Source organism: Candidatus Kryptonium thompsonii, assembly GCF_001535985.1.
GTDB lineage: Bacteria > Bacteroidota > Ignavibacteria > Kryptoniales > Kryptoniaceae > Kryptonium > Kryptonium thompsonii.
Genome location: NZ_CZVS01000018.1, coordinates 8,501 through 32,768, shown reverse-complemented (window position 1 = coordinate 32,768; position 24,268 = coordinate 8,501). Strand labels below are relative to the sequence as shown.

Here is a 24,268-nt window from a genome sequence, read left to right as displayed (position 1 = left end):
CTGGTTTCTTTTCCTCTCTTTAACAACTTTCGGCTCTCCCTTTATTCCAGCAAGATTTCCTGCAATCTTTATAGCATCTTCAAGAGTTCCAAGTGTATCAACAAGCCCCATTTCAAAAGCCTGTTTACCTGTGAAAACCCTACCATCCGCTATCTTTAAAACATCATCCCTTTTCATTTTTCTCTCCTCAACAACATGGTTCACAAATTGCTCATAAACATCATTTATCACGCTCTGAAAGTATCTTTTTTCTTCATCCGTCAAACCACGATATGGATTCCCCGAATCTTTGAATTTGCCACTTTTTATTATCTCAAACTCTACACCGACTTTATCAAGCAATTTTTGCAAATTTGGAAATTGAGCTATAACCCCTATGCTCCCTGTTATGGTTCCCGGATTTGCAACTATCTTGCTTGCTCCAAGAGATACATAATAACCCCCACTTGCTGCAACTGAACCCATCGAGATGACAACAGGCTTTTTTTCTCTGGCTTTTTTCAACTCCTGATATATTTCTTCACTTGCTGATACCCCACCTCCGGGCGAATCGACATAAACAACAATAGCTTTAACGGCTGAACTTTTCACATACTTTTTAATCTGTTTTACAATATCTTCCGAGTTAATTATCACACCCTTCAACTCAATCAAAGCAACCTTGTCCTTGCCGGCGATTGCCTCATCCTCAACTTCAGGCTTCATAGAACTAACAAGCGTAAAAAAACCAAGTGCGACAAACAAAACCGCCAATGAGAGTATTATTCCAATTATTCCAAGAAACCATTTTGCTTCTTTACTCATCTCTCAAGCCTATATTAAGTTTTGCTAAGTAAATTTTACAAAAAATTTTATTAAAAACCAATTGAAATTGAAGGCATCTTGCTCCCAAACTTGCTTGGTTTTTATTTTGTGTCGTTGTTTAAAAATTGTATATTTTTTTAAACAGTGAATCCCAATTTGCATTAACGATTCTATGACAGAGCGAATTTTCAAATATCTTACCAAAATACTTGACCCTGAATCCGCTAAACTTATCCTGAAACCATATAAACTTAATATACCACTCACGATCAGAACTAATACACTGAAAACTCAGGCAAACGAATTAAAATCTAAACTTGAGAATAAAGGTTTTAAACTTTTGGAGATTGACCTTGTGCCAGACTCCTTCATAGTTGAAGAAGAGCCTTTCCCTATTTCGAAAACGGTTGAACATTTTGCAGGTTTATTCTATGTACAAAGCTTATCTTCCATGCTTCCCTCGCTTATTCTTGAACCGAAGCCCAATGAGATAATTCTCGACATAGCTTCGGCGCCAGGCTCTAAAACAACTCATATTGCCCAACTTATGAAAAATACAGGCATCATTATAGCCAATGATATTTCATTTGAAAGATTAAAAGTTGTGGCGCATCAAATTGATAGACTTGGAATTTTAAATACTGCTATCACCTCAATTGATGGAAATAGGTTTGGTGCTATCCTTCCCGAAATTTTTGATAAAGCACTTGTAGATGCCCCATGCTCCGCGCTTGGGATAATATCAAAAGCAAATGAAGTTTTAAATTGGTGGAGCATCGATGAAGTTAAACGCCTGAGCAATAAGCAACAACAATTGCTCATAAGCGCGATAAAATCAGTTAAACCTGGAGGCATAATCGTTTACTCAACCTGCACTTTAACCGTTGAAGAAAATGAAATTGTGATTGATTCAATCTTAAAGAAATTTCCAGTTGAAATTGAAGAAATAGAATATAAAAAAGCTGAATTTGATGAAGGCATAACTTCTTATGATGGGCTTCCACTTGACGAAAGATTAAAAAAGGCGGTGCGCATTTATCCTTTCAAAGCGAACACAGAAGGTTTCTTCATAGCAAAATTAAGAAAAACTGATTCAACCTTTTCAAAATCCCCAAAAATTACGGAAATAAACAATGGGAAAACAATCCAGCAGATAAAATTTTTGACAGCAAACGATGAGAAATTAAAATCACCACTTAAGTTTCTAAGTGACGAGTTTGGGATAGAGGAAAAGATATGGGAGGAATTTGCGTTTTACTTCAAAGGTGATGAATTGTGGTTTAGCTCGCTCGACTGGATAAAGTTTTTAACAACTGATTTTTCACTTATTAATAAAAATTTCAAACATCATCTTTTGTCCAGCTTAGTTCAAAGAGTTGGCTTAAAGCTTGCCAAAGCAGTAAAAAATAAACAATGGAAAATTTCAACGAGTGCGCTTCAACTTTTGGCTCCGTTTATCACAAAAAATATAATCGAATTTGAAACCGAAGAACAGGCGCGCACATTCTTAAATGGCGGAACCATTAAAAATTTCCCGTCAAACTTCAATCCAGGGAGCTACATAGCTGTTAAGTTCGATGGCATAATCCTTGGCTGCGGACTTATAACGAAGGAAGGCTTAAAAAGTCAAATTCCAAAAGGGAGACGCTCTTCGGAGGTCGAGGTGATTTAAAATGGACGAGTTAATTTATGGACATAACCAGGAAAAGAATATAGTCGCCGTCCAACAACGCGATGAATCAACCGTCCATGCTTACATTAGAGAAGATGGGAATGTAAGAGAGGAGATAAGAAAATTCTATCCCTTCTTCTTTCTCAATGATAAAACTTACATTGAGGGGTTTTATAAAAAATTTTGGATAAAAAAACTTGCCGGCAACAACTTTTACCAATATGTTTGCGCGTTTGAGGAAATAACGGACATGTGGAATGCAATAAGATACATCCTGCGCAACTACAGCAATAGAAATGCGGTAAAGGTTGAGTCATACACAGATACAGATATAATTTATCTACGCCCTGACCCAGTTCATCAATTCCTACTACAAACTGGAACGACATTATTTAAGGGAATGGAATTTAACGATATATATCGCATTCAGCTTGATATAGAAACATATACAAAACATAGGTTCAGCAATCCTGAGAGAATTGAAGATAGAATTATTGTAATTTCCCTGACCGATAATAGAGGCTGGAAACATATAATTGACGGTCGCAGGAAATCCGAGAAGCAAATGTTAATTGAACTTGTTGAGATAATTCGCAAGAAAGACCCCGATATAATTGAAGGGCATAACATTTTAAATTTCGATCTTCCATATCTTATAAAAAGGGCAGAACTTAACGAAGTTAAACTTTCACTCGGTAGAGATGGAAGCGAGCCAAAAATTACGACGATAACTTACGATCGTGAGACAGTCTTCACAGGCATAGAGATTTACGGGAGACATATAATTGACACATTAATTCTTGTTCAGCTTTACGATTTTGTCAAACGAGAGTTTGAAAGCTATTCCTTGAAATATGTTGCGAAATACTTTGAAATTTCATCCCAAGATCGAATTTACATCCCCGGAGAAAAAATAGCATGGTACTGGGATAACGATCCGGAAAGTTTGATAAAATACGCCACTCAAGATGCCGAGGAAACGGGAAAACTTTCAGAGCTTCTTGCGCCCCCATATTTTTATCTTACTCAAATGTTACCGTTTTCACTTTGGCAGGTCATAAAATCCGGTTCATCTTCTAAAATTGAATCATTGCTTGTAAGAGCATATTTGAAAAGGAGGTATTCGCTTCCAAAACCGGATGTTGGATATCAAACAACGGGTGGTTACACAGATATATTTTACACTGGGGTATTTGAAAATGTTGTTCACGCGGATATCGAATCACTTTACCCATCAATTATGATAAACTTTAAAATTGGACCGAGGAAGGACGAAGCTGGGATCTTTTTGCAGATGCTTGAAAGCTTAACTAAAATGAGGCTCGAGGCAAAACACAAAATGAAAAGCGCGACGACGCCTGAAGAAAGAGCGAAATATGACGCAATTCAATCAGCGTTTAAAATTTTGATCAATTCCTTCTACGGCTATCTTGGTTATAGCAGAGCGATATTCAATGATTATGAGAGCGCCGACAAGGTCACAATGACGGGTCAGAAAATCTTAAAGAAGCTTATCTTTGAGATAACAAATAAAGGTGGAAAAGTTATAGAAGCAGATACAGATGGAATTTACTTCATCCCACCGAAAGAATTTAGCTCCAATGAAGAAAAAGCGCTGGAATTTGTAAAGGATGTCGGTTCAACATTGCCGGAGGGTATAAACCTTGCTTTTAATGGGATTTACAAAAAAATGTTAAGTTATAAAAAGAAAAATTATGCGCTTCTTGATAAAGACGGAAATATAGAAATAAAAGGGGCGTCGCTTATTTCAAGGGGAATGGAGCCGTTTGCGAGAAAGTATATAAGCGAATGCATAAAATTTTTGCTTAACAATGAAATTGAAAAAATTCATGAACTTTACAAATCAATCTATAAATCAATCGCCGAAAGAAAAATAGACATCCTTGAGCTTGCAAAGACAGAAACACTGCGTGAGCGACTCGATAGATATCAAGAGCTTGTTAGGCTTGGAAGAAGAAACAGAAGTGCAGCTTATGAACTTGCGATCGCAAGCGGGAGAAATTATAGACAGGGTGATAAAATAACCTACTATATCACCGGTTCAACTCCAGATGTTCGTTCATTTGAAAATTGTAAACTTGTTGAGGATTGGAACCCTTTAAAGAGGGATGAGAACATACAGTATTATCTTGCAAAATTAAACGAATATACCAAAAGGTTTGAGATATTTTTCAAGCCGGAGGATTTCAAAAAGATTTTTTCTTTGAGCGATGGTTTAAATTTTGATGATGTTCAGATAATCATAAAAAAACTTTCAAAGGAAATTGAAGTTGATTAAGCGACCTTTTGCTTTTTATTTCTTTCAAACCACTCTTTAATAAAATTAACGATTTCAGTTGTTAAGGTTCCAGGTGTAAAGATTTCAGCAACTCCCATTTCCTTTAACTTTGGTATATCTTCATCCGGAATTATCCCCCCACCGACTAAAAGGACATCATCAAGCCCTTTTTCTTTCATGAGACTAATTATCTTCGGGAAAATTGTCATGTGCGCCCCACTTAAAATGCTAACCCCGATCACATCAACATCTTCTTGAATTGCAGCTGAAACTATCATCTCAGGAGTCTGCCTCAAGCCAGTATAAATCACTTCCATCCCAGCATCCCTAAGCGCAGCTGCCACTACCTTGGCTCCCCTATCATGCCCATCAAGTCCAGCTTTTGCTATTAAAACTCTTATTTTTCTTTCCATCTGATTTTCTATTTTTGTTTTTCAACTTGCAATAACAAATTTAAAAAATGTAACTGATTTTTTCAAACTCAACTTGATTTTCTCACCCATTTTCATTATCATTGTAAAAAACCGACCACAGCACAAAGATGAAAAAAATTTCTTTCTGGTTAAAAGCTGGAATCATTGTTTTAATTACAATCCCAATGGCAATCATCACCTTTTTACTTCTCCCTTTTAACTACAAAGGCAAAATTTATCATTTCATGGCAAAAATTTGGTCGAAAATTATTCTCGCAATTTTCAATGTCAAAGTTAAAGTTAAAGGCCTTGAAAATATCTCAAGTAAACAAAATTACATCTACATTTCAAACCATGCAAGTGCAATGGATATACCAGCGCTTATCTCTGGCATACCTGATCAAATTAGATTTCTTGCAAAACAAGAGCTCGGTAGAATACCACTATGGGGATGGCTTTTAAAACATGGTGGCTATATTCTAATTGACAGAAGGAATCCCAAGAGAGCAATAAGAAGCGTTCAAAAGGCAATTGAAAAAATTAAAAGCGGTGTCTCCGTTCTTGTTTTTGCTGAGGGAACCCGAAGCGTTGATGGTGAACTTCTACCATTTAAACGAGGTGGCTTTATGCTTGCAATTAAATCAAAAACACCTGTTGTCCCAGTTACAATTTTTAACAGTCACAATATAATGAGAAAACATAAACTTGAAGTAAATCCAGGAACTATCGAAATTATGATCGACAAACCTATTCCAGTTGATGAATTTTCAGGCAGGGACGGAGAAACTAAACTTATGGAGTTAACTCGAAGCGTGATCGAAAAAAATTTAAAAACAAAAATAAAATAACATCATGCCAGTCACCATTAAAGATGTTGAATATATAGCAAACCTCGCAAGGCTTGAATTTAAAGAAGAGGAAAAAGAAAAGTTTACAGAACAATTTAACAGAATTCTTGAATACATAGATAAACTTAATGAACTTGACACAACGGATGTTGAACCACTTTACCACGTCATTGACTTAAAGAATGTTTTTCGCGAGGATATTGTAAAGGAAAGCTATCCTCGTGAGGAGATATTAAAAAACGCACCATCCAGGACCGAGTTTTTCTTTAAGGTTCCAAAGGTAATTCAGGTAGAAAAACCCCAAAAAGAGAATGAAGATAAAGAACAAAGTTAAGTTATGCCTCGAATCATTGGAGTAATACCCGCAAGGTATGCCTCGAGTAGATTTCCAGGGAAACCACTCGCAGATATACTTGGTAAGCCAATGATAAGGTGGGTTTACGAGAACGCGATGTCATCAAAATTGATAAATGATGTTTATGTTGCAACAGATGATGAAAGGATTTTTAATACCGTTAAAAATTTTGGTGGAAATGTGATCATGACACCCTCTGAGATTCCGACCGGAACAGACAGAATAGCTTACGCTGTTAGAAACATCGATGCGGATATAATTGTAAACATCCAAGGTGATGAACCTTTGATCTCTGGAGATATGATTGATTCCGCTATAGAGCCATTTTTAAAAGAAGAAGATAACGATATTGATATTTCAACACTTGCAGTTAAAATTACAGATGTTGAAACCCTTTTCAACCCAAATGTTGTGAAAGTTGTTTTCGATAAAAAAAAATTTTGCGCTTTATTTCTCGCGAAGCCCAATTCCGTTCTGCAGGGATGCGCAGAGAAGAGATGAATGGTTAAAATTAGGAGTTTATTACAAACACATCGGCATTTACGTTTATAAAAGAAACTCGCTTTTTAAGTTTGTAAACTTAAAAACATCAAAACTTGAAGAATTGGAAAAGCTTGAACAGTTAAGGGCAATTGAAAATGGGATGAGAATAAAAGTTGTGATAACTGATAAAGACACAATAGGTGTTGATACATTTTCTGATATTGAAAATGTGGTTTCTATTTTAAAACAAAAAACGAGTTTTTGAAATGACAAACAAAAAAACGAAATATATTTTCGTCACTGGTGGAGTTGTCTCATCGCTTGGGAAAGGAATAGCATGTGCATCTCTTGGGCTTTTGTTGAAAGCAAGGGGTTTAAAAGTTACAATCCAAAAATTTGATCCGTACATAAATGTTGATGCTGGAACAATGAATCCATATCAACATGGCGAAGTCTATGTAACGGATGACGGAGCCGAAACCGACCTCGACCTTGGACATTACGAAAGATTTCTCGACATAAGCATGTCAAGGTTAAACAACACAACAACAGGACAAGTTTACCACGAGGTCATAATGCGCGAAAGGAAAGGTGATTATCTTGGTGCAACTGTTCAGGTTGTTCCACATATAACAGACGAAATTAAAAGGAGAATTACCCTGATCGCAAATGAAGATGATTATGATGTTATCATAACTGAAATTGGCGGGACAGTTGGAGATATAGAAGGTCTCCCTTTCCTTGAAGCGATAAGACAATTTATGCTTCAAGTTGGGAAGCAAAATGCAATTAACATACATGTGACTCTTGTACCTTATATAAAATCAACAGGTGAGCTTAAAACAAAACCGACACAACACAGCGTAAAAACATTGCTTGAAATTGGAATTCAACCTGACATTTTAATCTGCAGGACAGAAAGACCTTTAACCAAGGAAATAAAAGAGAAAATCGCTCTTTTCACAAATGTCGAGCCAGAGGCGGTGATCCAAGGAATTGATGTTGAATCAATCTATGAAGTCCCGCTGATCTTTTATGAAGAGGGGCTCGATAATATTGTTCTTAAAAAGTTAAACATATCAGCCAAAGAGCCAAACTTGACAGAGTGGATAAAATTTGTTGAAAAGATAAAAAACCCAAAAGATAGCGTTGAAATTGCAATCTGTGGGAAATATACAGAATTGAGAGATGCTTATAAAAGCATAATAGAGTCATTCGTTCACGCTGGTGCTGAAAACGAATGCAAAGTCAATATAAAGTGGATAAAGGCTGAGGATATTGAAAAATACGGTGCGGAGAAATTTCTAAAAGATGTTCATGGGCTTTTGATCCCTGGAGGTTTTGGGGAGAGAGGAGTTGAAGGTAAAATTAAGGCAATTCAATTTGCCCGTGAAAATGAAATTCCATTCTTTGGTATTTGCCTTGGCATGCAATGCGCTGTGATTGAATTTGCGAGAAATGTGTGTGGTTTAAAGGATGCAAATAGCACGGAGTTTAATCCAGCAACTCCATATCCTGTGATCGACCTTTTACCTGAGCAAATGGGGATTCAAATGAAGGGTGGAAGTATGAGGCTTGGTCTATATCCAGCGGTTTTAAAACCGGGCACAAAAGCATATGCAGCTTACGGAACTGATAGAATAAACGAAAGGCATAGGCACAGATATGAACTTAACAATAAATTTAGGGAAATTCTTGAGGCAAACGGGATGATTTTCAGCGGTCTTTCACCAGACGGTTCACTTGTTGAGATAATCGAAATTCCAAACCATCCATGGTTTGTCGGGGTTCAATTCCATCCCGAACTCAAATCAAGGGCGACAAAACCCCATCCGCTCTTTCGAGATTTTGTAAGGTCTGCTCTTGAATTCAAAAGGAAAAAAGCAAAAACTTTTGAAGAAACAAATGTAAATGCCAAAGTTTAGCTTTGATGCAAAAACAAAGCAAACTTTAAGAAAAATCTTCAGGTCAAATGAAAAGTCAATTGAGAATTTTGAAAATCTTGTTAATAACTTTATAGATTCGACCGCAAGATTTGACCTTATAGATAAATTTATCGAAAACTTTATCTCCTCCCTTACCTTCTCACCAAATCCAGAGCAAAGTTTAAATAACTTCATTCGTTTCATCGAGAACTCGTTTAGCAAATCATCCCTTTATAAAGAGTTTGCCCTTCACCAGCAAATGTTGAAAATCTTGCTCACAACCTTTGGATACTCCCAATACTTTGCAGATATACTTGTGCGCGACCCCGAACTATTCCACTGGCTCACATCAACAAATGCCCTCGACAAAAAGCTATCAAGAGAAGATTATTTAAACGAGGGGAAAAATTCAATCTCATATTTTCAAAGCGTTAAAAATAAACTTAATGCATTAAGGCGATTTAAACGAAGGGAGATTTTGAGAATTGGCTTACGCGATATCCTCGGCATCGCCAATTTTGAAGAAACCGTCACATCTTTATCTGATCTTGCTGAAGCGATAGTTGAAATTTGTCTTCAACTTGCGATTGAAGAAACAAGAAAAAAATTTTCATCCTTTCCTGAAACTGAATTTTGCATAATTGCCCTTGGTAAACTTGGGGGAAAAGAATTAAACTACAGCTCGGATATAGACCTGATCTTTATTTACAATCGAGATGGGGAGCTAAAGATTAATGGTGAAGTTATCTCTTATTACGAAATATTCAATCGTCTCGTCTCCACTCTCATAAATTTTCTCTCAGAGAAAACCGAGGAAGGTTCTCTTTATAGAGCCGATTTCAGGTTAAGACCCGAGGGGAGCGCAGGTTCACTGGCTCGTTCTTTACTTGGTTATTTAACATATTATGAAGTTTACGGGAAGATATGGGAAAGACAAATGCTGATCAAAGCGAGGCCCATCGCTGGTGATTTAAACTTCGGCTGGAAATTTTTAAACATGCTTGATTCATTTATTTACCCAAGTTCGTTCTTGGATAACCCGATCCGTGAAATTGCTAAGATAAAAGCCAAACTTGAAGCGATCTCAACAAGTGAATACGATATCAAACTGCGACGGGGTGGAATAAGGGATATTGAGTTTATAGTTCAAACTCTCCAGCTTTTAAATGCTGGAACTTTACCTGAGCTGAAAACACAAAATACATTAAACGCAATTGAAAGACTTTCAAACTACGGATTGCTGACAAAAAGCGAGGCAAAAATACTAACCGAAAATTACATCTATTTCCGAAGAATTGAACATATACTTCAAATGTCGCATAACCTTCAAACCCATACAATTCCTCTCGAAACCAACATTTTGACGATGCTCGCAAAAGCGATGAAAAACTACGAAAAAAAGGACAAAACAATTTCATTCCCCACCCCATCTATCCCCGAGTGGAAAACTTTTAAACATGAGCTTGACGAGAGATTTGAAAGCGTAAGAAAAATTTATGAGCGAATCTTTGGAGTTGAAGCAAAGCCAGAACTTTTCATCTCGGACATAATCGATGATGAGATCGCAAAGGGGAGACTTAAAAAATTTTTTTACGATATGAACTTCAGAGATGTTGATAAAGCGATGAGAAATATTAAGTTTCTATCAAAGGGGAAACTTATCACTGGGGAAATAATTTTCAGCACGGCAGAGGAAAATTCCTTCGCAAAGGTTTCTTCAATTATCCTGAACGAAATATCAAAAACCATAATCCCAGATATCACACTTGACAATTTCAGAAAAATCGCCGAAGGTTTCAGATATTCAAAGTCATTTTACGATTTGCTCTTAAACGATTCATTTAGAAAAATCATACTTAACATTTCTCAATTCAGCCCAAGATTTTCAAACTTGCTTTCGTTTAAAACCCATCTTCTTGACATTTTGCTATCTGAAAACAATTTGAGCAAAGATAAAAAAACGAGTGAAGTTTTTGAATTTTTTAAACATCTCGATGTTTTTAACCTTCACGATTTCAAATTCTTGAACGAGATAAGATTGCTTGTTTTGAACCTTGATGGTTTGATCGATTTTCAGCGCCTTTCAAAAGAGTTAACAGAGCAAGCTGAGTTGGTGTTAAATAAATTTTTCTTCGAAAATTTTGATGATGACGAAAGGCAAAGGATTGCAATATTTGGGCTCGGGAAATTTGGATCCGAGGAAATGAATTTTGATTCGGATATTGATCTGATGTTTATAACCGATGAAAGAAGAGCGGAGAAATATCAAATTTTAACAGCGAAATGTGAAAATTTAGTAAGTCAGATGACAACCATTGAAATTGAAAAACTTTATGAGGTTGATGTTCGGCTTCGCCCCGAGGGAAGAAATGCGCCTATACTTGTGAATTTTGAATATTTTGACTCATATCTTAAAAATCGAGCGGAGTTCTGGGAAATTCAAGCATTTACAAGGACAAGATTTATCGCGGGCAATCCGCAAATTGCGGAAAAAATCCTTGGGTTAATTCACGACAGAATTTTAAAAATTGAATTCACAAAATCACTTGAACAATACATATTCCAAATGCGCGAGAAAATGGAGCAAAACATAAAATATGGTGGGATGGACATAAAATTAAGTTCGGGAGGTTTGACAGATATTGAGTTTATCGCACAGATATTACAAATGAAGCACTTGAAAAAATTTGGAAAAATAGAAAGAAGCACAGTAAAAGCGCTGGAGAACTTAACTAAATATGGCTTTTTAAAAGAAAGTGAACGCAAAACTTTAATTGCAAATTATGAATTTTACAGGGAGATTGAAAAGTTTACACGCGTTTCGTTAGGATCAAAATCAAATCTCATCCCCGACGAACCAGAAAAACTTGAATACCTTTCGCTATGCCTTGGGTATAGATTTCCTGATGAATTCGTTGACTCAATAAAGAGTAGGATGAAAAGAACAAGGGAGATCTTTCAGACTGTCATTGAACGAATCACTCACCAATGATTTTAATTATAACCCTTTTCTTTCTCTGGCCATCAAATTCAGCGTAAAAAACCTGTTGCCATGGTCCAAAATCAAGTCGTCCATCCGTGACAGGGATTATGACCTCGTGATGAATAAGTAAACTTTTGAGATGCGCATCTGCGTTTGTTTCGCCCGTTCTATGATGCTTATAATTTGGGTTAAATGGGGCAAGTTTTTCAAGCCACTCAGTTAAATCTTCGATCAGTCCATCCTCATCATCGTTCACAAATACGCCAGCGGTGACATGCATAGCTGAAACAAGGCAAAACCCTTCCTTTATACCGCTTTTTTTCAAAGCCTCATTTACTTTATCGGTGATATTAATTATCTCACGCTTATTCTTGGTGTTAAAAGTTAGATATTCCGTGTAAGATTTCATCTTTGTCCATTAGATTTGTTTTAAAAAACTGATATAAGTTTAAAAGTGAAAGGTTCAAGTTTAAAATTAACAAAATCTTCAACCTTAGCTTCGCCAATTTTATCTTCAAAGACATCGTAAAATTTAACTTTTCCATTCTTAATTTTCTTCTTCAAAACCTCATCAATTTGCAACTTCGTCGTCACTCCCCAAGTTGAAAGATTCGCAATCGAGAGAACCGTTTCATCTTTATATTTTCTCCAGAAAGCATAAACCTTGTCATCGTTAAGCGTTTTTGCCTTTATCATCTCACCTCTCCTCAACGCAAGCGAATTTTTTCTAAAGTTAAACAATTTTTTGTAAAATGAGTAAAATTTCATTCCCCTCTTGCTTACGCTGTCCCTTGACATCACCTGTTTCTCGAACAACGAAAGGTTTGTGGTATCTCCATATTCCTGTCCGTTATAAATGAGTGGAACACCTGGAATTGTATTAACTATAAAAGCTGAAACAAGCGCTCCATCCTCACCAAAAAATTTAACAGCTCGCGGTTTATCATGGTTTTCATTAAAGCGCAATCTCAAAGAACCTTTTGGAAATTTATACTTCTCACTTTCAAGAACATTATCAAGGACAGATGGAAGATGTCCATTTCTTATTATCCTTGCCAGTGCATCATAAACATTCCAACTATAAGTTAGGTCGAATGCTTCCAAATGTTGTTCGGGCAAACTACCCTCAGCAAGCATCATCACAGGCTTAATTTTGTCAAGTTCTTTTCTTACTTCATTCCAAAAATCAATCGGAACAAGTTCAGCAACATCACACCTATAGCCATCGATGTCAAATTCTTTTACCCAGTATTTCATCATCTCAATCATATATTTTCTCAACTCAGGGTTATCGTAATTTAAATCCGCCACATCCGTCCAATCAGAATTTGGTGAAATGATCTCATTTTTATCGTTCTTAACATACCATTCAGGATGTTCAATGATCAACTTGTTGTCCCATGCAGTATGATTTATAACAAGGTCAATTATAACCTTGATCCCATTTTCATGTGCAGTTTTGACCAGCGATTTAAAATCTTCCGCTGTGCCGTATTCGGGATTGATACCATAATAATCTTTCACTGAATATGGGCTTCCAAGCGTCCCTTTTCTTTTGACCTCACCGATGGGATGAATTGGCATCAACCAAATCACATTTACCCCAAGTTCTTTAAGTCGTGGAATTTCACGCTCTATCTCTTTAAATGTTCCTTTTTCAGAAAAAGCTCTTGGAAAAATCTCGTAAATAATTGCATCTTTAACCCATTCTTCGCTTTTTCTTGCGTTTTTATAGTAAAATTCCCCTTTCAAAAGATCCTCAATTTCAGAATATTCAACTATTGCCACTGGTTTATAAATCCCACCAGGTCCACCATGGTCAATCACCATAACAACAAGTTCATTCAATCCCTGTTTTAAAAATTTTGTCACATCAAAATAAAACTCATCGCTATATCCACGATGTTCGCCGACAAATTCACCATTTAACCAAACCCCGCAGTCATCATCAACCCCGCCGAAAAAAATCGCATATTTTTTTCGCTTGTCAATTCGCTCAATCTCAAAACTTTTATAATACCACGCAATCCCATCATAACTTGAAAAGTTTGAGTACCTATCCCAGAAATCTGGAACCTCCACGCTCGCCCAATCGCTTCGATCAAAGTTAGAAGAATACCAAAATTGTGAAAGTCCAACATCATCAGGGTCAATTTTAAACTTCCATTCGCCTTTGAGCTCAACCATTGTTTTAATGCCAGTAGTATATTTTGAAACGGAGCAGGAAAGTAGAAAGGGTAAAAGTAAGATTAATAGACGAACGATCACTTTATAACTACCATTTTTCTTATCTCATATCCTTTTTGAGTTTGAAGCTTGTAAAGATAAATTCCGCTTGTAATCTCATCCACTTTTATATTCCCAAGATTGAACGAAACTTCATGCTTTCCTGCATTTTGAAATCCATCTACTAAAACTGCGATCTCACGCCCAACGATGTCATAAACGGTAAGTTTAACATAAGTATCGCTGAATAGAGTATAAATTATCTTTGTTTCAGAATTAAATGGGTTGGGGAAATTGCCAATAATTTCAAAGTCTTTTTTCAAACCAACCCCAACTTTAATCTCATCCGAAAACTCAAAACTTCCATCTTTGTTAATTCGCTTAACCCTATAAAAGTAAACTACATTGTCTTCAACATCTACATCAACAAATGTATATTTATTGAAATCAGATGCTAAGATTTGGTAAACTGGCTGGAACTGCCCATCTTTGATTTTTCTTTCAAGGACAAACCTACTTACAAATTCAGGATCTTCCACTTCCCAACTTATATTAATTTTACCCTCTTTTAATTCCGCATTAACTTTTACCCCCGAAGAATAAATCGGTGCCGATGATGGGACGAATTTAACAGCGTTCGTTTCAATATTGCTTACATTTCCAATTACGTTTACTTCTTCATTTTCAAACTTCAGAAGGAAAAGCACATTGGTATCAACTTTAACGAAATAACGCCAGAGACGCTCCACCAACTCAGGTTTAACATTTTTGAAAAAAACAATCTCATCAATCAATCCTTTTTCAATTTTTACACTTGGACGATTTATTTCGAACTGCGATAAATTTGGTATAAAAATCTCATCAATCTTATCACCATCGACATAAAGCTTTAAAATATCACCAGGCTGATTTGCGGTTATCACAATGCAATGCCATTCCCCATCGCTTACAAATTTTGGAAATGTTATCTCATACTTTCCAATCGAACTGTTCATTGCGACAAAAATGCTACCAAATTTTAACCCAACGCTTGCAAAACTTTTATCAAAAGTTGATTCCAAAGTAATTATCTTGCCCATCATCGATGTTGTCTTCAGCCAGAACAAAAGTGTAAAGCCTTCCTTGCCAGTAAATTTATCGTTCAAGTTAAACTTGATAAATCCATCTTTTTCAAATTTAGCGCATAAGCCCGCTGTTTTATCCGAATAGTTTTTAACCTTAATGTTAACTTTATGCCCTTCGGCTTCCATTGGTTCAAAAATTAAAGAATCAGAAGAAATTTTTATAGGTAAAAAATTCAGCCTGATTTCATCGGATGATTTTGTGCTCATCACAAAAGCATAACTTCTTAGAACAGACGAATGCTTGAGCGTGTCTAAAAAGATAAATATTTTTTGAACGGGAAAGTTTTTCTGTAAATACTCGTTTAATGCAAACGGGGGATTTGCTTTAAGGGGTTCAATATTTATAGAACTGTCCTCAAAAATGAAAGACTCAGATAGATTAACTTCACCTTCACTCGAAGCAATGATTAAAATTGTATCTTCAGGTTCTGCGTAAACGTTTAACTTCACAGCAAATTTTTCGCCCTTTACAACTTCGTCTGGATATTGAATCAGGGAAATCTTTTGAGCGAATAGCGGGGAAATAATCAATGTCAAAATAAGAAACGAAGTCAAGAGAGCCTTAAAGTTCAAATCATTATGCATTGAATCTTTATCATCGTCCATAACGATGCAGAAAAATTTTGTTTTCACCTCATCTTTCTCAAAAACTCAAGTCGATCTTTCAATTGTGATGCGGGGACAAGAAGTTTATCCTTACCAAAAATTGCTTCTTCTCTACTTGTAAAGACAAGTTCATATTCCTTGCTCATGACGATCGCCTCTTCAGGACAAACCTCTTCACATAGCCCGCAGTAGATGCAACGAAGCATGTTTATTTCAAACTTTTTCGGATATCTCTCTTTATCAAGCCCAGTTTCATCAGCCACTACTTCAATTGCAAGTGCAGGACAAACCCTTGCACAAAGCCCGCAAGCCACGCACCTTTCAACACCTGTTTCATCATCTACAACAAGCACAGGTCTTCCACGAAACGAAGCTGGGGGTTGCCATTTTACATCAGGATATTCAAATGTAAACTTCGGCTTAAATATCTGACGGAATGTGATGCTTAAACCTTTGAAAATTTCTGGAAGATAAAGTCTTTCAAGAAGGTTTAGATTTGACTTCCGTTTTATTTCCCTTGTCTTTGGTCTTCCATTTATTTTAATTTCACTCATTCTCAAACCAAATTTTTATTTTTAAAGAATGATCTTAACAAGTCCAGTCACAAGAACATTTAAAAGCGCAAGTGGCAACAAAACTTGCCATCCCAACCGCATAAGTTGATCATATCTGAACCTTGGCAATGTCCATCTGACAAGCATGAAAAGAAAGATTATCACAAAAGCCTTCACAAAAAATACGATCACTTGCAAAATACCCGCAAGATTTGGATTCATGCCACGGTAAATATCAAAAAACGGGAAATACCATCCACCAAGATAAAACGCCGTTACCAACAAACTTGCTGTTATTATGTTCGTATATTCTGCAAGATAAAAAGCACCAAACTTCATCCCAGAATACTCTGTGTGATAACCTGCAACAAGTTCAGGTTCCGCCTCAGGTAAATCAAAAGGTAGTCTATTTGTTTCAGCAAAAGCAGAGACAAGAAAAATTATAAATCCAACAGGTTGATAGAAAATATTCCAAACATTTGCCTGCGAACGTATGATTTCATCAATTTGAATTGACCCAGCAACAAGGACAACTCCAACAAGTGAAAGTCCAAGCGATAACTCATAACTTATCATTTGCGCTGAAGCCCTTAAAGCACCAAGAAGCGAATATTTGTTATTTGATGCCCACCCACTCAAAGTTACACCGTAAACACCAATTGAGCTCAATGCGAGTATATAAAGAAAACCAACGTTTACATCAGCAAGTATAAGTTTAATTTCCCTTCCTCCAATTACCAAACTTTCTCCAAGTGGCAAAACAGCAAAAACACTATAAGCAACAAAAAGTGAAATTATCGGTGCAATTGTGTGTAAAGTTCTGTCCGCATTTGCTGGTATTATCTCCTCCTTGAAGATAATTTTTATAACATCAGCAATCGGTTGAAATAGTCCGAAAGGTCCAACTCTATTTGGACCGAGACGATCTTGAATAAACGCTGAGATTCTTCTCTCAACATACGTCAAAGCAGCAGAAGCAGTTAAAAAAAGAATTATGAAAATCGCTGATTTCACAATTATAATTAAAAGTGTTTCCATGTGCTTTGAAACTTTAATTTTTGTTGATGTTAACTTTAAATTTCAACAGATGTAACTTTCTTACTTGCCAAATTTATCATCGCACCCTCATCACCAATTGACTCATAAGTTAAACCTTTGAACTCGCGAACAGTCTGAGAGAGATCATTAAACACATCTTCGACTTTCTCATAATTAAATTTCACTCCAAGATTACTTGCAATTTGCGAAATTACCCACCATGATGGCTTAACATTTCTTCTTTCCCCACTTGACCATCTATCAAATTGAGTCCCAAATTTAAACAATCGAGATAGCGCAAGCTTAGATTTATCAATTTCTCCCGTATTTGGCCTTGCTTCGCCAAATTTTCTCGGCTTATAAACCATATACGGTTCGACATCTTTTGGAAGAACCGCGATATTTAGCTTCTGAACCCGCCCTTCAAAGTTGGTAAAAGTTCCTTCCTTCTCAGCAAATGATGCGCTCGCAAAAACAACAGTTGCCTTTTCAACGGTTTTATTCCAATTGGTTGCATGGACAATTACATCTACCCCATCAAGCAAATTGTAAATCTCATCATTTAAAACAATGTCATCATCCATCACATAGATAACTTTAAACTTTTTCGTCCTTAAACCTTCAACTATCGATTCGAAACCAAATCCATCACTTGCCCCGATGCCGACGAGCCTCGCTCCAGTTGAATTGGGAGTTTTATCCGCTCTGATCAGAAAATCATCTTCATCACCATCCTTCACATGGCTCAAAAAATCAATGTATTTTGCCTTGAGAACAGACTTAGCAAATTTTCGCAAAGCGAAGTTATCTTCATTCGTCGCATAAGCAGAACCAATAACCGCAACTTCATCTGGTTTGACATCTTTCAACAGAGAAACCGCCTTTTCAATCGCAACATCCCACTCAACTTCAACAAGTTCACCATTTTGGCGAACCATCGGCGATTTTATCCTATCATCCGAGTTCACAGGTTTATAAGTAAATCGTCCGTAATCACACATCCAATATCTGTTAACTTCCATATTTACCCTCGGAGTTATCCTCAAAATCTGGTTATTTCTAACCCAAAGATATACATTACATCCTCTCGCACAACCTGGGCAGATACTGCTAACTGCAGTCATGTTCCAAGTTCTTTCTTTAAATCTGAAATCTTTTGATGTTAGAGCACCAACTGGGCAAATATCAATTATATTCATTGAGTAAGGATTATCAACTCGCTTCCCAGGGAAAGTGGTCAGAACTACTCTATCCCCTCTTTGAATAAAGGTCAATTGTGGATCTTTTACAATCTCATCAAAAAATCTTATACATCTTGAACACATTATGCATCTTTCAACATCAAGAACGATATTCGGACCAAGTGGGACTCTCTTCGGCTTGTGAACTTTCTCCTCATCAAATCTGCTGTGTCCAGGTCCGTAAATATATGTATAATTCTGAAGTTTACATTCACCAGCCTCATCACAAATTGGGCAATCAAGCGGATGATTGATAAGAATAAACTCAAGAACGGCTTGTCTTGCTTTTTTAACTTTCTCATTTTGCGTATAAACAACCATCCCATCCATCACTCGCGTTGCACAGGCGATCACAAGCTTTGGCATCTTTTCAACCTCAACCAAACACATTCTGCAATTTCCAGATATTGAGAGAGCAGGATGATAACAAAAGTGTGGGATATCAATGCCAAGTGCTTCTGCCGCTTGAAGAATGGTTATTCCATCCTTTACTTCTGCTGTTTTACCATCTATTGTTATCTTCGCCATTTGATTTCCTAAATTTTATTTTGTTAATCAAACTTAATTAAGTCTTCAATCGGTGTATATTCAAGTCCAAATGCTTCTGCCACACCTTTATGTGTAACTTTGCCTTCAATTATATTAACACCCCTTCTCAACTCTTTGTTCGTCTTTATGGCCATCTCAAAACCTTTATCAGCGAGTTCAATCACATATGGAAGTGTGGCATTCGTAAGAGCAATTGTTGATGTCTTTGGAACAGCGCCGGGCATATTTGCAACGCCGTAATGAACAACGCCATACTCAATATACACCGGATCATCATGTGTCGTTGGTCTTATAGTTTCAATGCATCCACCTTGGTCAACTGAAACATCGATTATTACTGCTCCTTCTTTCATTTGTGCAACTAATTCTTTTGGCACAAGCTTTGGTGCTTTTGCCCCCGGTATTAAAACTGCGCCAATCAAAACATCAGCTCTGCGAACTGCCTTAGCAATATTATACTCATTTGAAGCCATTGTTATAACATTTTTCGGCATTATATCATCAAGATATCTCAACCTCTGCAAGTTAACATCAAGTATTGTAACCCTTGCCCCAAGCCCGGCAGCAATTTTCGCTGCATTTGTGCCAACAACTCCACCTCCAATTATCGCAACATCAGCAGGTTCAACACCCGGAACCCCACCCAACAAAACTCCACGTCCACCCATAGATTTCTCAAGATACTTCGCTCCCTCCTGTGGTGCCATCCTTCCCGCAATCTCGCTCATCGGCTCAAGCAAAGGCAAAGTCCCGTCATCCTTTTGAACAGTCTCATAGGCAATGGCTATACATCCTGACTTAATAACAGCCTCAGTCAACTCGCGACTCGCTGCGAAATGGAAATAAGTGAAAACAATTTGTCCCTTTCTCAAAAGATTATACTCATAATCGATCGGCTCCTTCACCTTGACTATCATATCAGCTTCAGCATAAATCTCACGGGGATCCGAAACAATTTCAGCACCAGCATCCCTGTAAAGCTCATCGCTAAATCCACTCCCAAGCCCAGCTCCTTTCTCAACCAAAACAGTATGACCGTGAGCCTTAAGAATTGAAACACCAGCAGGTAAAAGTGCTACTCTGTTTTCCATCCTTTTAATTTCTTTTGGAACTCCTACTATCATTAGTTCCTTCTCCGTTTATTTTTTAGATGGGTTGATGATAACTGTTGTAAATTTTTCCTTCCTCAAAGTTTCAATCGCCACTTCACGAATTTCATCAGGTGTGATCCTTCCAATCTTTTTTATAACTTCACTCACATCTGAATACCTGCCATCATAAACAAGTTCTATCTGTGCAAGCCTTTGCATCCTATTTGACATGCTTTCTAAACCGATTAAAATAGAAGACTTCACCTGCTCCTTAGCCCTCTTCAATTCATCCACAGAGACACCGTTCTTAACAATTGAATTAAACTCCTTCCATACTAATTCAATCGTCTTCTCCACATTCTTTCTGTCACATGCAAAATAAACACCAAAAACCCCCGAATCTTTAAACATCGTGTAAAATGAATAAATTGAATACACGAAACCATATTTTTCCCTTATATTCTGGAACAATCTTGAACTCATCCCATCGCCAATGATCGTGTTAAGAAGCAGCAAATGATCCCGCCATTTATCTCTAGCCCCAAAAGTAGCAGTCCCAATACAAACATGTGATTGACTTGAAGGTCTTTCAATAACATAGTTAACTGCCCTCATTCCCTCTGGTTTTCTTCTAACATTGACAAATCCATTTTTATTCGTCGCTGTGAAAAACTTATCAACATATTCAACAAGTTTATCATGGACGAGATTTCCAGCAGCTGATACGACAATGTTACTTGGATTATAAAATTTTCTTAAATGTTCAAAAAGTTTCTCCCTTGTAAATCCACTGACGGTTTCCCTCGTTCCTATTATAGGCAAGCCAAGTGGATGTGGATGATAAATCTGATATTCAAGAAGGTCACCAATATAATCCTCAAAATCATCCTCAACATCTTTTATCTCTTCATAAACAACTTTCTTCTCCTTTTCGATTTCCCTTTTATCAAATGTCGGATTTTGAACTATATCCGCAAGTATCTCAACTCCCTCTTTTAAATGTTCGCTCAAAACCCTGACATAAAAACAAGTATTTTCCTTTGTTGTGAAGGCATTCAAATAACCCCCGATATCCTCGACAAATTCGGCAATTTCCCTTGCACTTCTTTTCCCCGTTCCTTTGAAAACCATATGCTCTATGAAATGAGTTATACCATTGTCCAAATCACTTTCATCCCTCGAACCAACATCAACCCATACCCCCAAGGAGACACTTTTAACATGCGGTATTGATTCAGAAACAACCCGAATGCCGTTACTAAGAACAGTTTTATTGTAATTTGAAGTTGCTACCTGAGTCTTTTCTTTCTCAACTACAACTGATCGAGACTTTCTCATTTCAAAACTTATATCTTTCAAAAATTTATCTTTACGATTTACTCAAAATATACCAATACAATCTTAAATAATCAAGCAAAAATCCCCTATTTTTCACAGCGATAAATTCACTCCTCAAATGAATGGCAAAAAATAACTCCCCCCTTTTAATTTTCCCCTTTCTAAAGTTTAGAAAGAGGTCGGGGGATGAGTTCACAAACTCATCTCTTTCAATTTTTCCCCTCTCTATTTATAGAGAGGGGTTGGGGGTGAGTCACTTCACCAACACCATCTTCTTTACACTCACAAAATCACCAGCCTCCAACCTGTAAAAATATACCCCGCTCGACAACCCATCTCCCCTGAACTCAACACTATGCCTACCTGCCCTCACCCTACCATCTACTAACACACCAACCAACCTCCCAAGAACATCATACACACAAAGCCTAACCTCTACATCCCTCGGCAAATCAAACCTTATAACTGTTGATGGATTAAAAGGATTCGGATAATTCTGATGCAAAGCAAAATCCCTCGGTATATCCTCAAACCTTATAACATACACCCTCGAAAAAGCCTCCCTCCCAGAAACCAACGAATCCTCATCATACCCACGAAATCTTATCACCACACTATCCCCAAACTTAACCCCTCCAAACTTCACCCTGAACAAACCTAAACCTCCCTCTTCTATACCACCAAACTTTGAATAATCAAAATAAATCACCCCACCCAAACTATCCCTATAAACAAGACCAATTCCTTCTCTTAAAACTTCAAAACTATCAACCAAACCACGATGATATACCTCAACCCCATAACTTAAAAACTTTCCCCTGAAATCAGGCTTGAAAACAAACTCTTCACCTGAAACCAAAACTGAAACATCAACGCCTTCAAAACTGAAACTCAAAACCTTAGGCAATCCCTGAATGTGCGAATAATCCCAAATCTTTGTGAATGTGAAAACATCATAAACATCCAACTTCCCATCACCCCTAACAACAACCTGTGGCAATGAACCATCATAGGGATAAATATCCGAACCAGAATAATCAAGCTCACTCCAAGCCTTTACATAACTTCCAAGATCAAATGCATCCACCCTGTTATCCCCATTATAATCACAAAGAGCATTTACCTTCAATGAATAAGGTGAAGAACTCTCATTCCCAACCAAGTCATAAACCTTGACATTGAAATTATAAACTGTTGAAGTCCTAAGCCCTGAAACAAAGACTGAATCTGTCACAACCTCAGAAATCAAACTATCAGCGATGAAAACTTTATAAACAACCTTACTTATGTCAACAGCCCTATCCCAGTAGAGAACAACCTTCCCAAATAGCAAATTCTTATGCGACTTCACTCCCCCAAACCTTGGTGAAAGATTATCAACCCCAACACTATCTATTCTAATTGAAAAATCAAAAGAGCCAAAAATAAAATCCACCCTAACCTTGACATCAGCTGACTCAAAATTAACCAAATCTTTCCTACTATCCCAATATATTGTGTCAACCCCAACCCCTACAACAGCAAAACTTGAAACCCTCGAACTCAACTTCCAACTTGAACCACCATCAATTGAATAAAAGAAACTATTTAACCTAACACTATCGCTTGCATTAAAACGACAAACAAATTTTACAATACCAGATTGAACTCGTTTATCAACATTTAACACCACAGGCACACCCTTACCATAAAGTCTAACTTCTAACGTATCATTCCAAGCCGTGCTAACAACCCTCAATAAACCATCATAAACCCCCATTGATGTAGGCTTGAAACTTAAAACAACACTTGAACTATCTCCAGGTTTTATAACGCTTAGATATGAAATAACTCTAAAAGGCTCCGATACCTCTAAACTTATAACCCTTATCGTGTCAAAATCACCTAAATTGTAAAGCTTAAGAAACTTAACAACTGAATCACCAATAAAAACAGATCTAAAATTTATGCTATCAACAGAACTTGATAAATATGGTGGCTTTACTCCTCCACCCCTTAATACAACCTTGTTAACTGAATCAACCTCTGAATTACTGTAAATAAACGCAGTATCAACTCTAAAACCTGATGAAACTGGCTTAAACTTAAACTCTAAAGAAACAGAATCACCACTCCCCAAACTCAATGGCAAACTACCTAAATAAGCAAAACTACTATCACCTATCACAATATCTCTTATCCTTAATGTATCTCCACCTGCGTTTTTTACTATCACATATTCACGCCTTTCATCCCCTAAATACACATAACTAAAATCAACTAAATTATTGCTTAAACTAATTAACGGTAAACTACTGCTGAATTTTAAAATAAAAATATCACCACCTCCTGCATTTGACCCCTGATAATAAGCACCACCACCTGGATTATGCGTTGGAAAATCAGCCGACTCAGTGTATCCCGCCAAAAATATATTACCTGAACCATCAGTAGTAATTGAATTACCTTGATCATGAGCATTTCCTCCATAATAAGTAGCCCAAAGCCTTACACCTGAATTTGTAAACTTCAAAATAAAAATATCCTCGTAACTTGCATTTGACCCCTGATAATAAGCACCTCCACCTGGATTATGCGTTGGAAAATCGGTTGAGAAAGTACCCCCCGTCAAAAATATATTACCTGAACCATCAGTGGTAATTGAACAGCCCCAATCCCAATTACTTCCTCCATAATAAGTAGCCCAAAGCCTTACACCTGAATTTGTAAACTTCAAAAT

Annotated in this window: 19 protein-coding genes; 8 read left to right on the top strand and 11 right to left on the bottom strand. The window is 36.9% G+C overall.

All coding sequences use genetic code 11. The annotated features are described in order from the left end of the window. A partial coding sequence (gene sppA, locus AWW78_RS03370) for a signal peptide peptidase SppA (protein ID WP_047133121.1) occupies positions 1–804 on the bottom strand: 804 nt, incomplete at its 3' end. Between the two features lie 172 nt (positions 805–976). Between sppA and AWW78_RS03365 the strand changes: the two genes are divergently transcribed. Further along, the gene (locus tag AWW78_RS03365) at positions 977–2,476 is read left to right on the top strand and encodes an RsmB/NOP family class I SAM-dependent RNA methyltransferase (RefSeq protein WP_075426076.1); all 1,500 of its coding nucleotides are present in this window, start codon (positions 977–979) and stop codon (positions 2,474–2,476) included. Between the two features lies 1 nt (position 2,477). Then, complete coding sequence (locus AWW78_RS03360; RefSeq protein ID WP_047133120.1) at positions 2,478–4,775, top strand: DNA polymerase domain-containing protein; 2,298 nt, start codon at positions 2,478–2,480, stop codon at positions 4,773–4,775. Here AWW78_RS03360 and AWW78_RS03355 read toward each other — a convergent pair. Then, the gene (locus tag AWW78_RS03355; protein ID WP_047133119.1) at positions 4,772–5,188 is read right to left on the bottom strand and encodes a cobalamin B12-binding domain-containing protein; all 417 of its coding nucleotides are present in this window, start codon (positions 5,186–5,188) and stop codon (positions 4,772–4,774) included. The two genes, AWW78_RS03360 and AWW78_RS03355, sit on opposite strands and share 4 nt — an antisense overlap. Before the next feature lie 128 nt (positions 5,189–5,316). Here AWW78_RS03355 and AWW78_RS03350 point away from each other — a divergent pair, with 128 nt between their 5' ends. The 6 genes from AWW78_RS03350 to AWW78_RS03330 are packed head-to-tail and all read left to right on the top strand — an operon-like array spanning position 5,317 to position 11,791. Continuing rightward, the gene (locus tag AWW78_RS03350) at positions 5,317–6,036 is read left to right on the top strand and encodes a lysophospholipid acyltransferase family protein (RefSeq protein WP_047133118.1); all 720 of its coding nucleotides are present in this window, start codon (positions 5,317–5,319) and stop codon (positions 6,034–6,036) included. A 4-nt stretch (positions 6,037–6,040) separates the two neighbouring features. Next, the gene (gatC, locus tag AWW78_RS03345) at positions 6,041–6,370 is read left to right on the top strand and encodes an Asp-tRNA(Asn)/Glu-tRNA(Gln) amidotransferase subunit GatC (protein WP_047133117.1); all 330 of its coding nucleotides are present in this window, start codon (positions 6,041–6,043) and stop codon (positions 6,368–6,370) included. Positions 6,371–6,373: 3 nt separating this feature from the next. Then, on the top strand, positions 6,374–6,892 hold the full coding sequence (locus tag AWW78_RS03340) for a 3-deoxy-manno-octulosonate cytidylyltransferase (RefSeq protein WP_320410026.1): 519 nt from the start codon (positions 6,374–6,376) through the stop codon (positions 6,890–6,892). After that, entirely contained in the window at positions 6,810–7,139 is a 330-nt protein-coding gene (locus AWW78_RS10895) for a cytidylyltransferase domain-containing protein (RefSeq protein ID WP_320410025.1), read from the top strand. The genes AWW78_RS03340 and AWW78_RS10895 overlap by 83 nt, the downstream gene beginning before the upstream one ends. A 1-nt stretch (position 7,140) precedes the next feature. Further along, a complete protein-coding gene (locus AWW78_RS03335; protein ID WP_047133116.1) occupies positions 7,141–8,799 on the top strand; it encodes a CTP synthase in 1,659 nt (552 codons plus the stop codon). Continuing rightward, a complete protein-coding gene (locus AWW78_RS03330; protein WP_047133115.1) occupies positions 8,786–11,791 on the top strand; it encodes a [protein-PII] uridylyltransferase family protein in 3,006 nt (1,001 codons plus the stop codon). The genes AWW78_RS03335 and AWW78_RS03330 overlap by 14 nt, the downstream gene beginning before the upstream one ends. On the opposite strand, the gene AWW78_RS03325 is transcribed toward AWW78_RS03330, so the two are convergent. From AWW78_RS03325 to AWW78_RS10520, 9 genes are all read right to left on the bottom strand, one after another. Then, the gene (locus tag AWW78_RS03325) at positions 11,778–12,191 is read right to left on the bottom strand and encodes a secondary thiamine-phosphate synthase enzyme YjbQ (RefSeq protein ID WP_047133114.1); all 414 of its coding nucleotides are present in this window, start codon (positions 12,189–12,191) and stop codon (positions 11,778–11,780) included. The two genes, AWW78_RS03330 and AWW78_RS03325, sit on opposite strands and share 14 nt — an antisense overlap. Before the next feature lie 20 nt (positions 12,192–12,211). After that, the gene (locus tag AWW78_RS03320) at positions 12,212–13,969 is read right to left on the bottom strand and encodes an alpha-amylase family glycosyl hydrolase (protein ID WP_075426075.1); all 1,758 of its coding nucleotides are present in this window, start codon (positions 13,967–13,969) and stop codon (positions 12,212–12,214) included. 77 nt (positions 13,970–14,046) lie between these two features. Continuing rightward, positions 14,047–15,765 (bottom strand): T9SS type A sorting domain-containing protein, encoded by a 1,719-nt coding sequence (locus tag AWW78_RS03315; protein ID WP_075427072.1) that lies wholly within the window; start codon positions 15,763–15,765, stop codon positions 14,047–14,049. Then, positions 15,762–16,292 (bottom strand): NuoI/complex I 23 kDa subunit family protein, encoded by a 531-nt coding sequence (locus AWW78_RS03310; RefSeq protein ID WP_047133112.1) that lies wholly within the window; start codon positions 16,290–16,292, stop codon positions 15,762–15,764. The genes AWW78_RS03315 and AWW78_RS03310 overlap by 4 nt, the downstream gene beginning before the upstream one ends. A 21-nt stretch (positions 16,293–16,313) precedes the next feature. Beyond that, positions 16,314–17,330, bottom strand: coding sequence for an NADH-quinone oxidoreductase subunit NuoH (gene nuoH / locus AWW78_RS03305; protein WP_047133111.1), 1,017 nt, complete (start codon positions 17,328–17,330; stop codon positions 16,314–16,316). 35 nt (positions 17,331–17,365) lie between these two features. Further along, complete coding sequence (locus tag AWW78_RS03300) at positions 17,366–19,099, bottom strand: 2Fe-2S iron-sulfur cluster-binding protein (protein WP_047133110.1); 1,734 nt, start codon at positions 19,097–19,099, stop codon at positions 17,366–17,368. A 23-nt stretch (positions 19,100–19,122) separates the two neighbouring features. Then, positions 19,123–20,244, bottom strand: a complete 1,122-nt coding sequence (ald, locus tag AWW78_RS03295) for an alanine dehydrogenase (RefSeq protein WP_047133109.1) — start codon at positions 20,242–20,244, stop codon at positions 19,123–19,125. A 15-nt stretch (positions 20,245–20,259) separates the two neighbouring features. Then, positions 20,260–21,549, bottom strand: coding sequence for a M16 family metallopeptidase (locus tag AWW78_RS03290; protein WP_047133126.1), 1,290 nt, complete (start codon positions 21,547–21,549; stop codon positions 20,260–20,262). 253 nt (positions 21,550–21,802) lie between these two features. Then, positions 21,803–24,268, bottom strand: a 2,466-nt coding sequence (locus tag AWW78_RS10520; protein ID WP_082359538.1) for a choice-of-anchor D domain-containing protein, incomplete at its 5' end; no start/stop codon positions are given.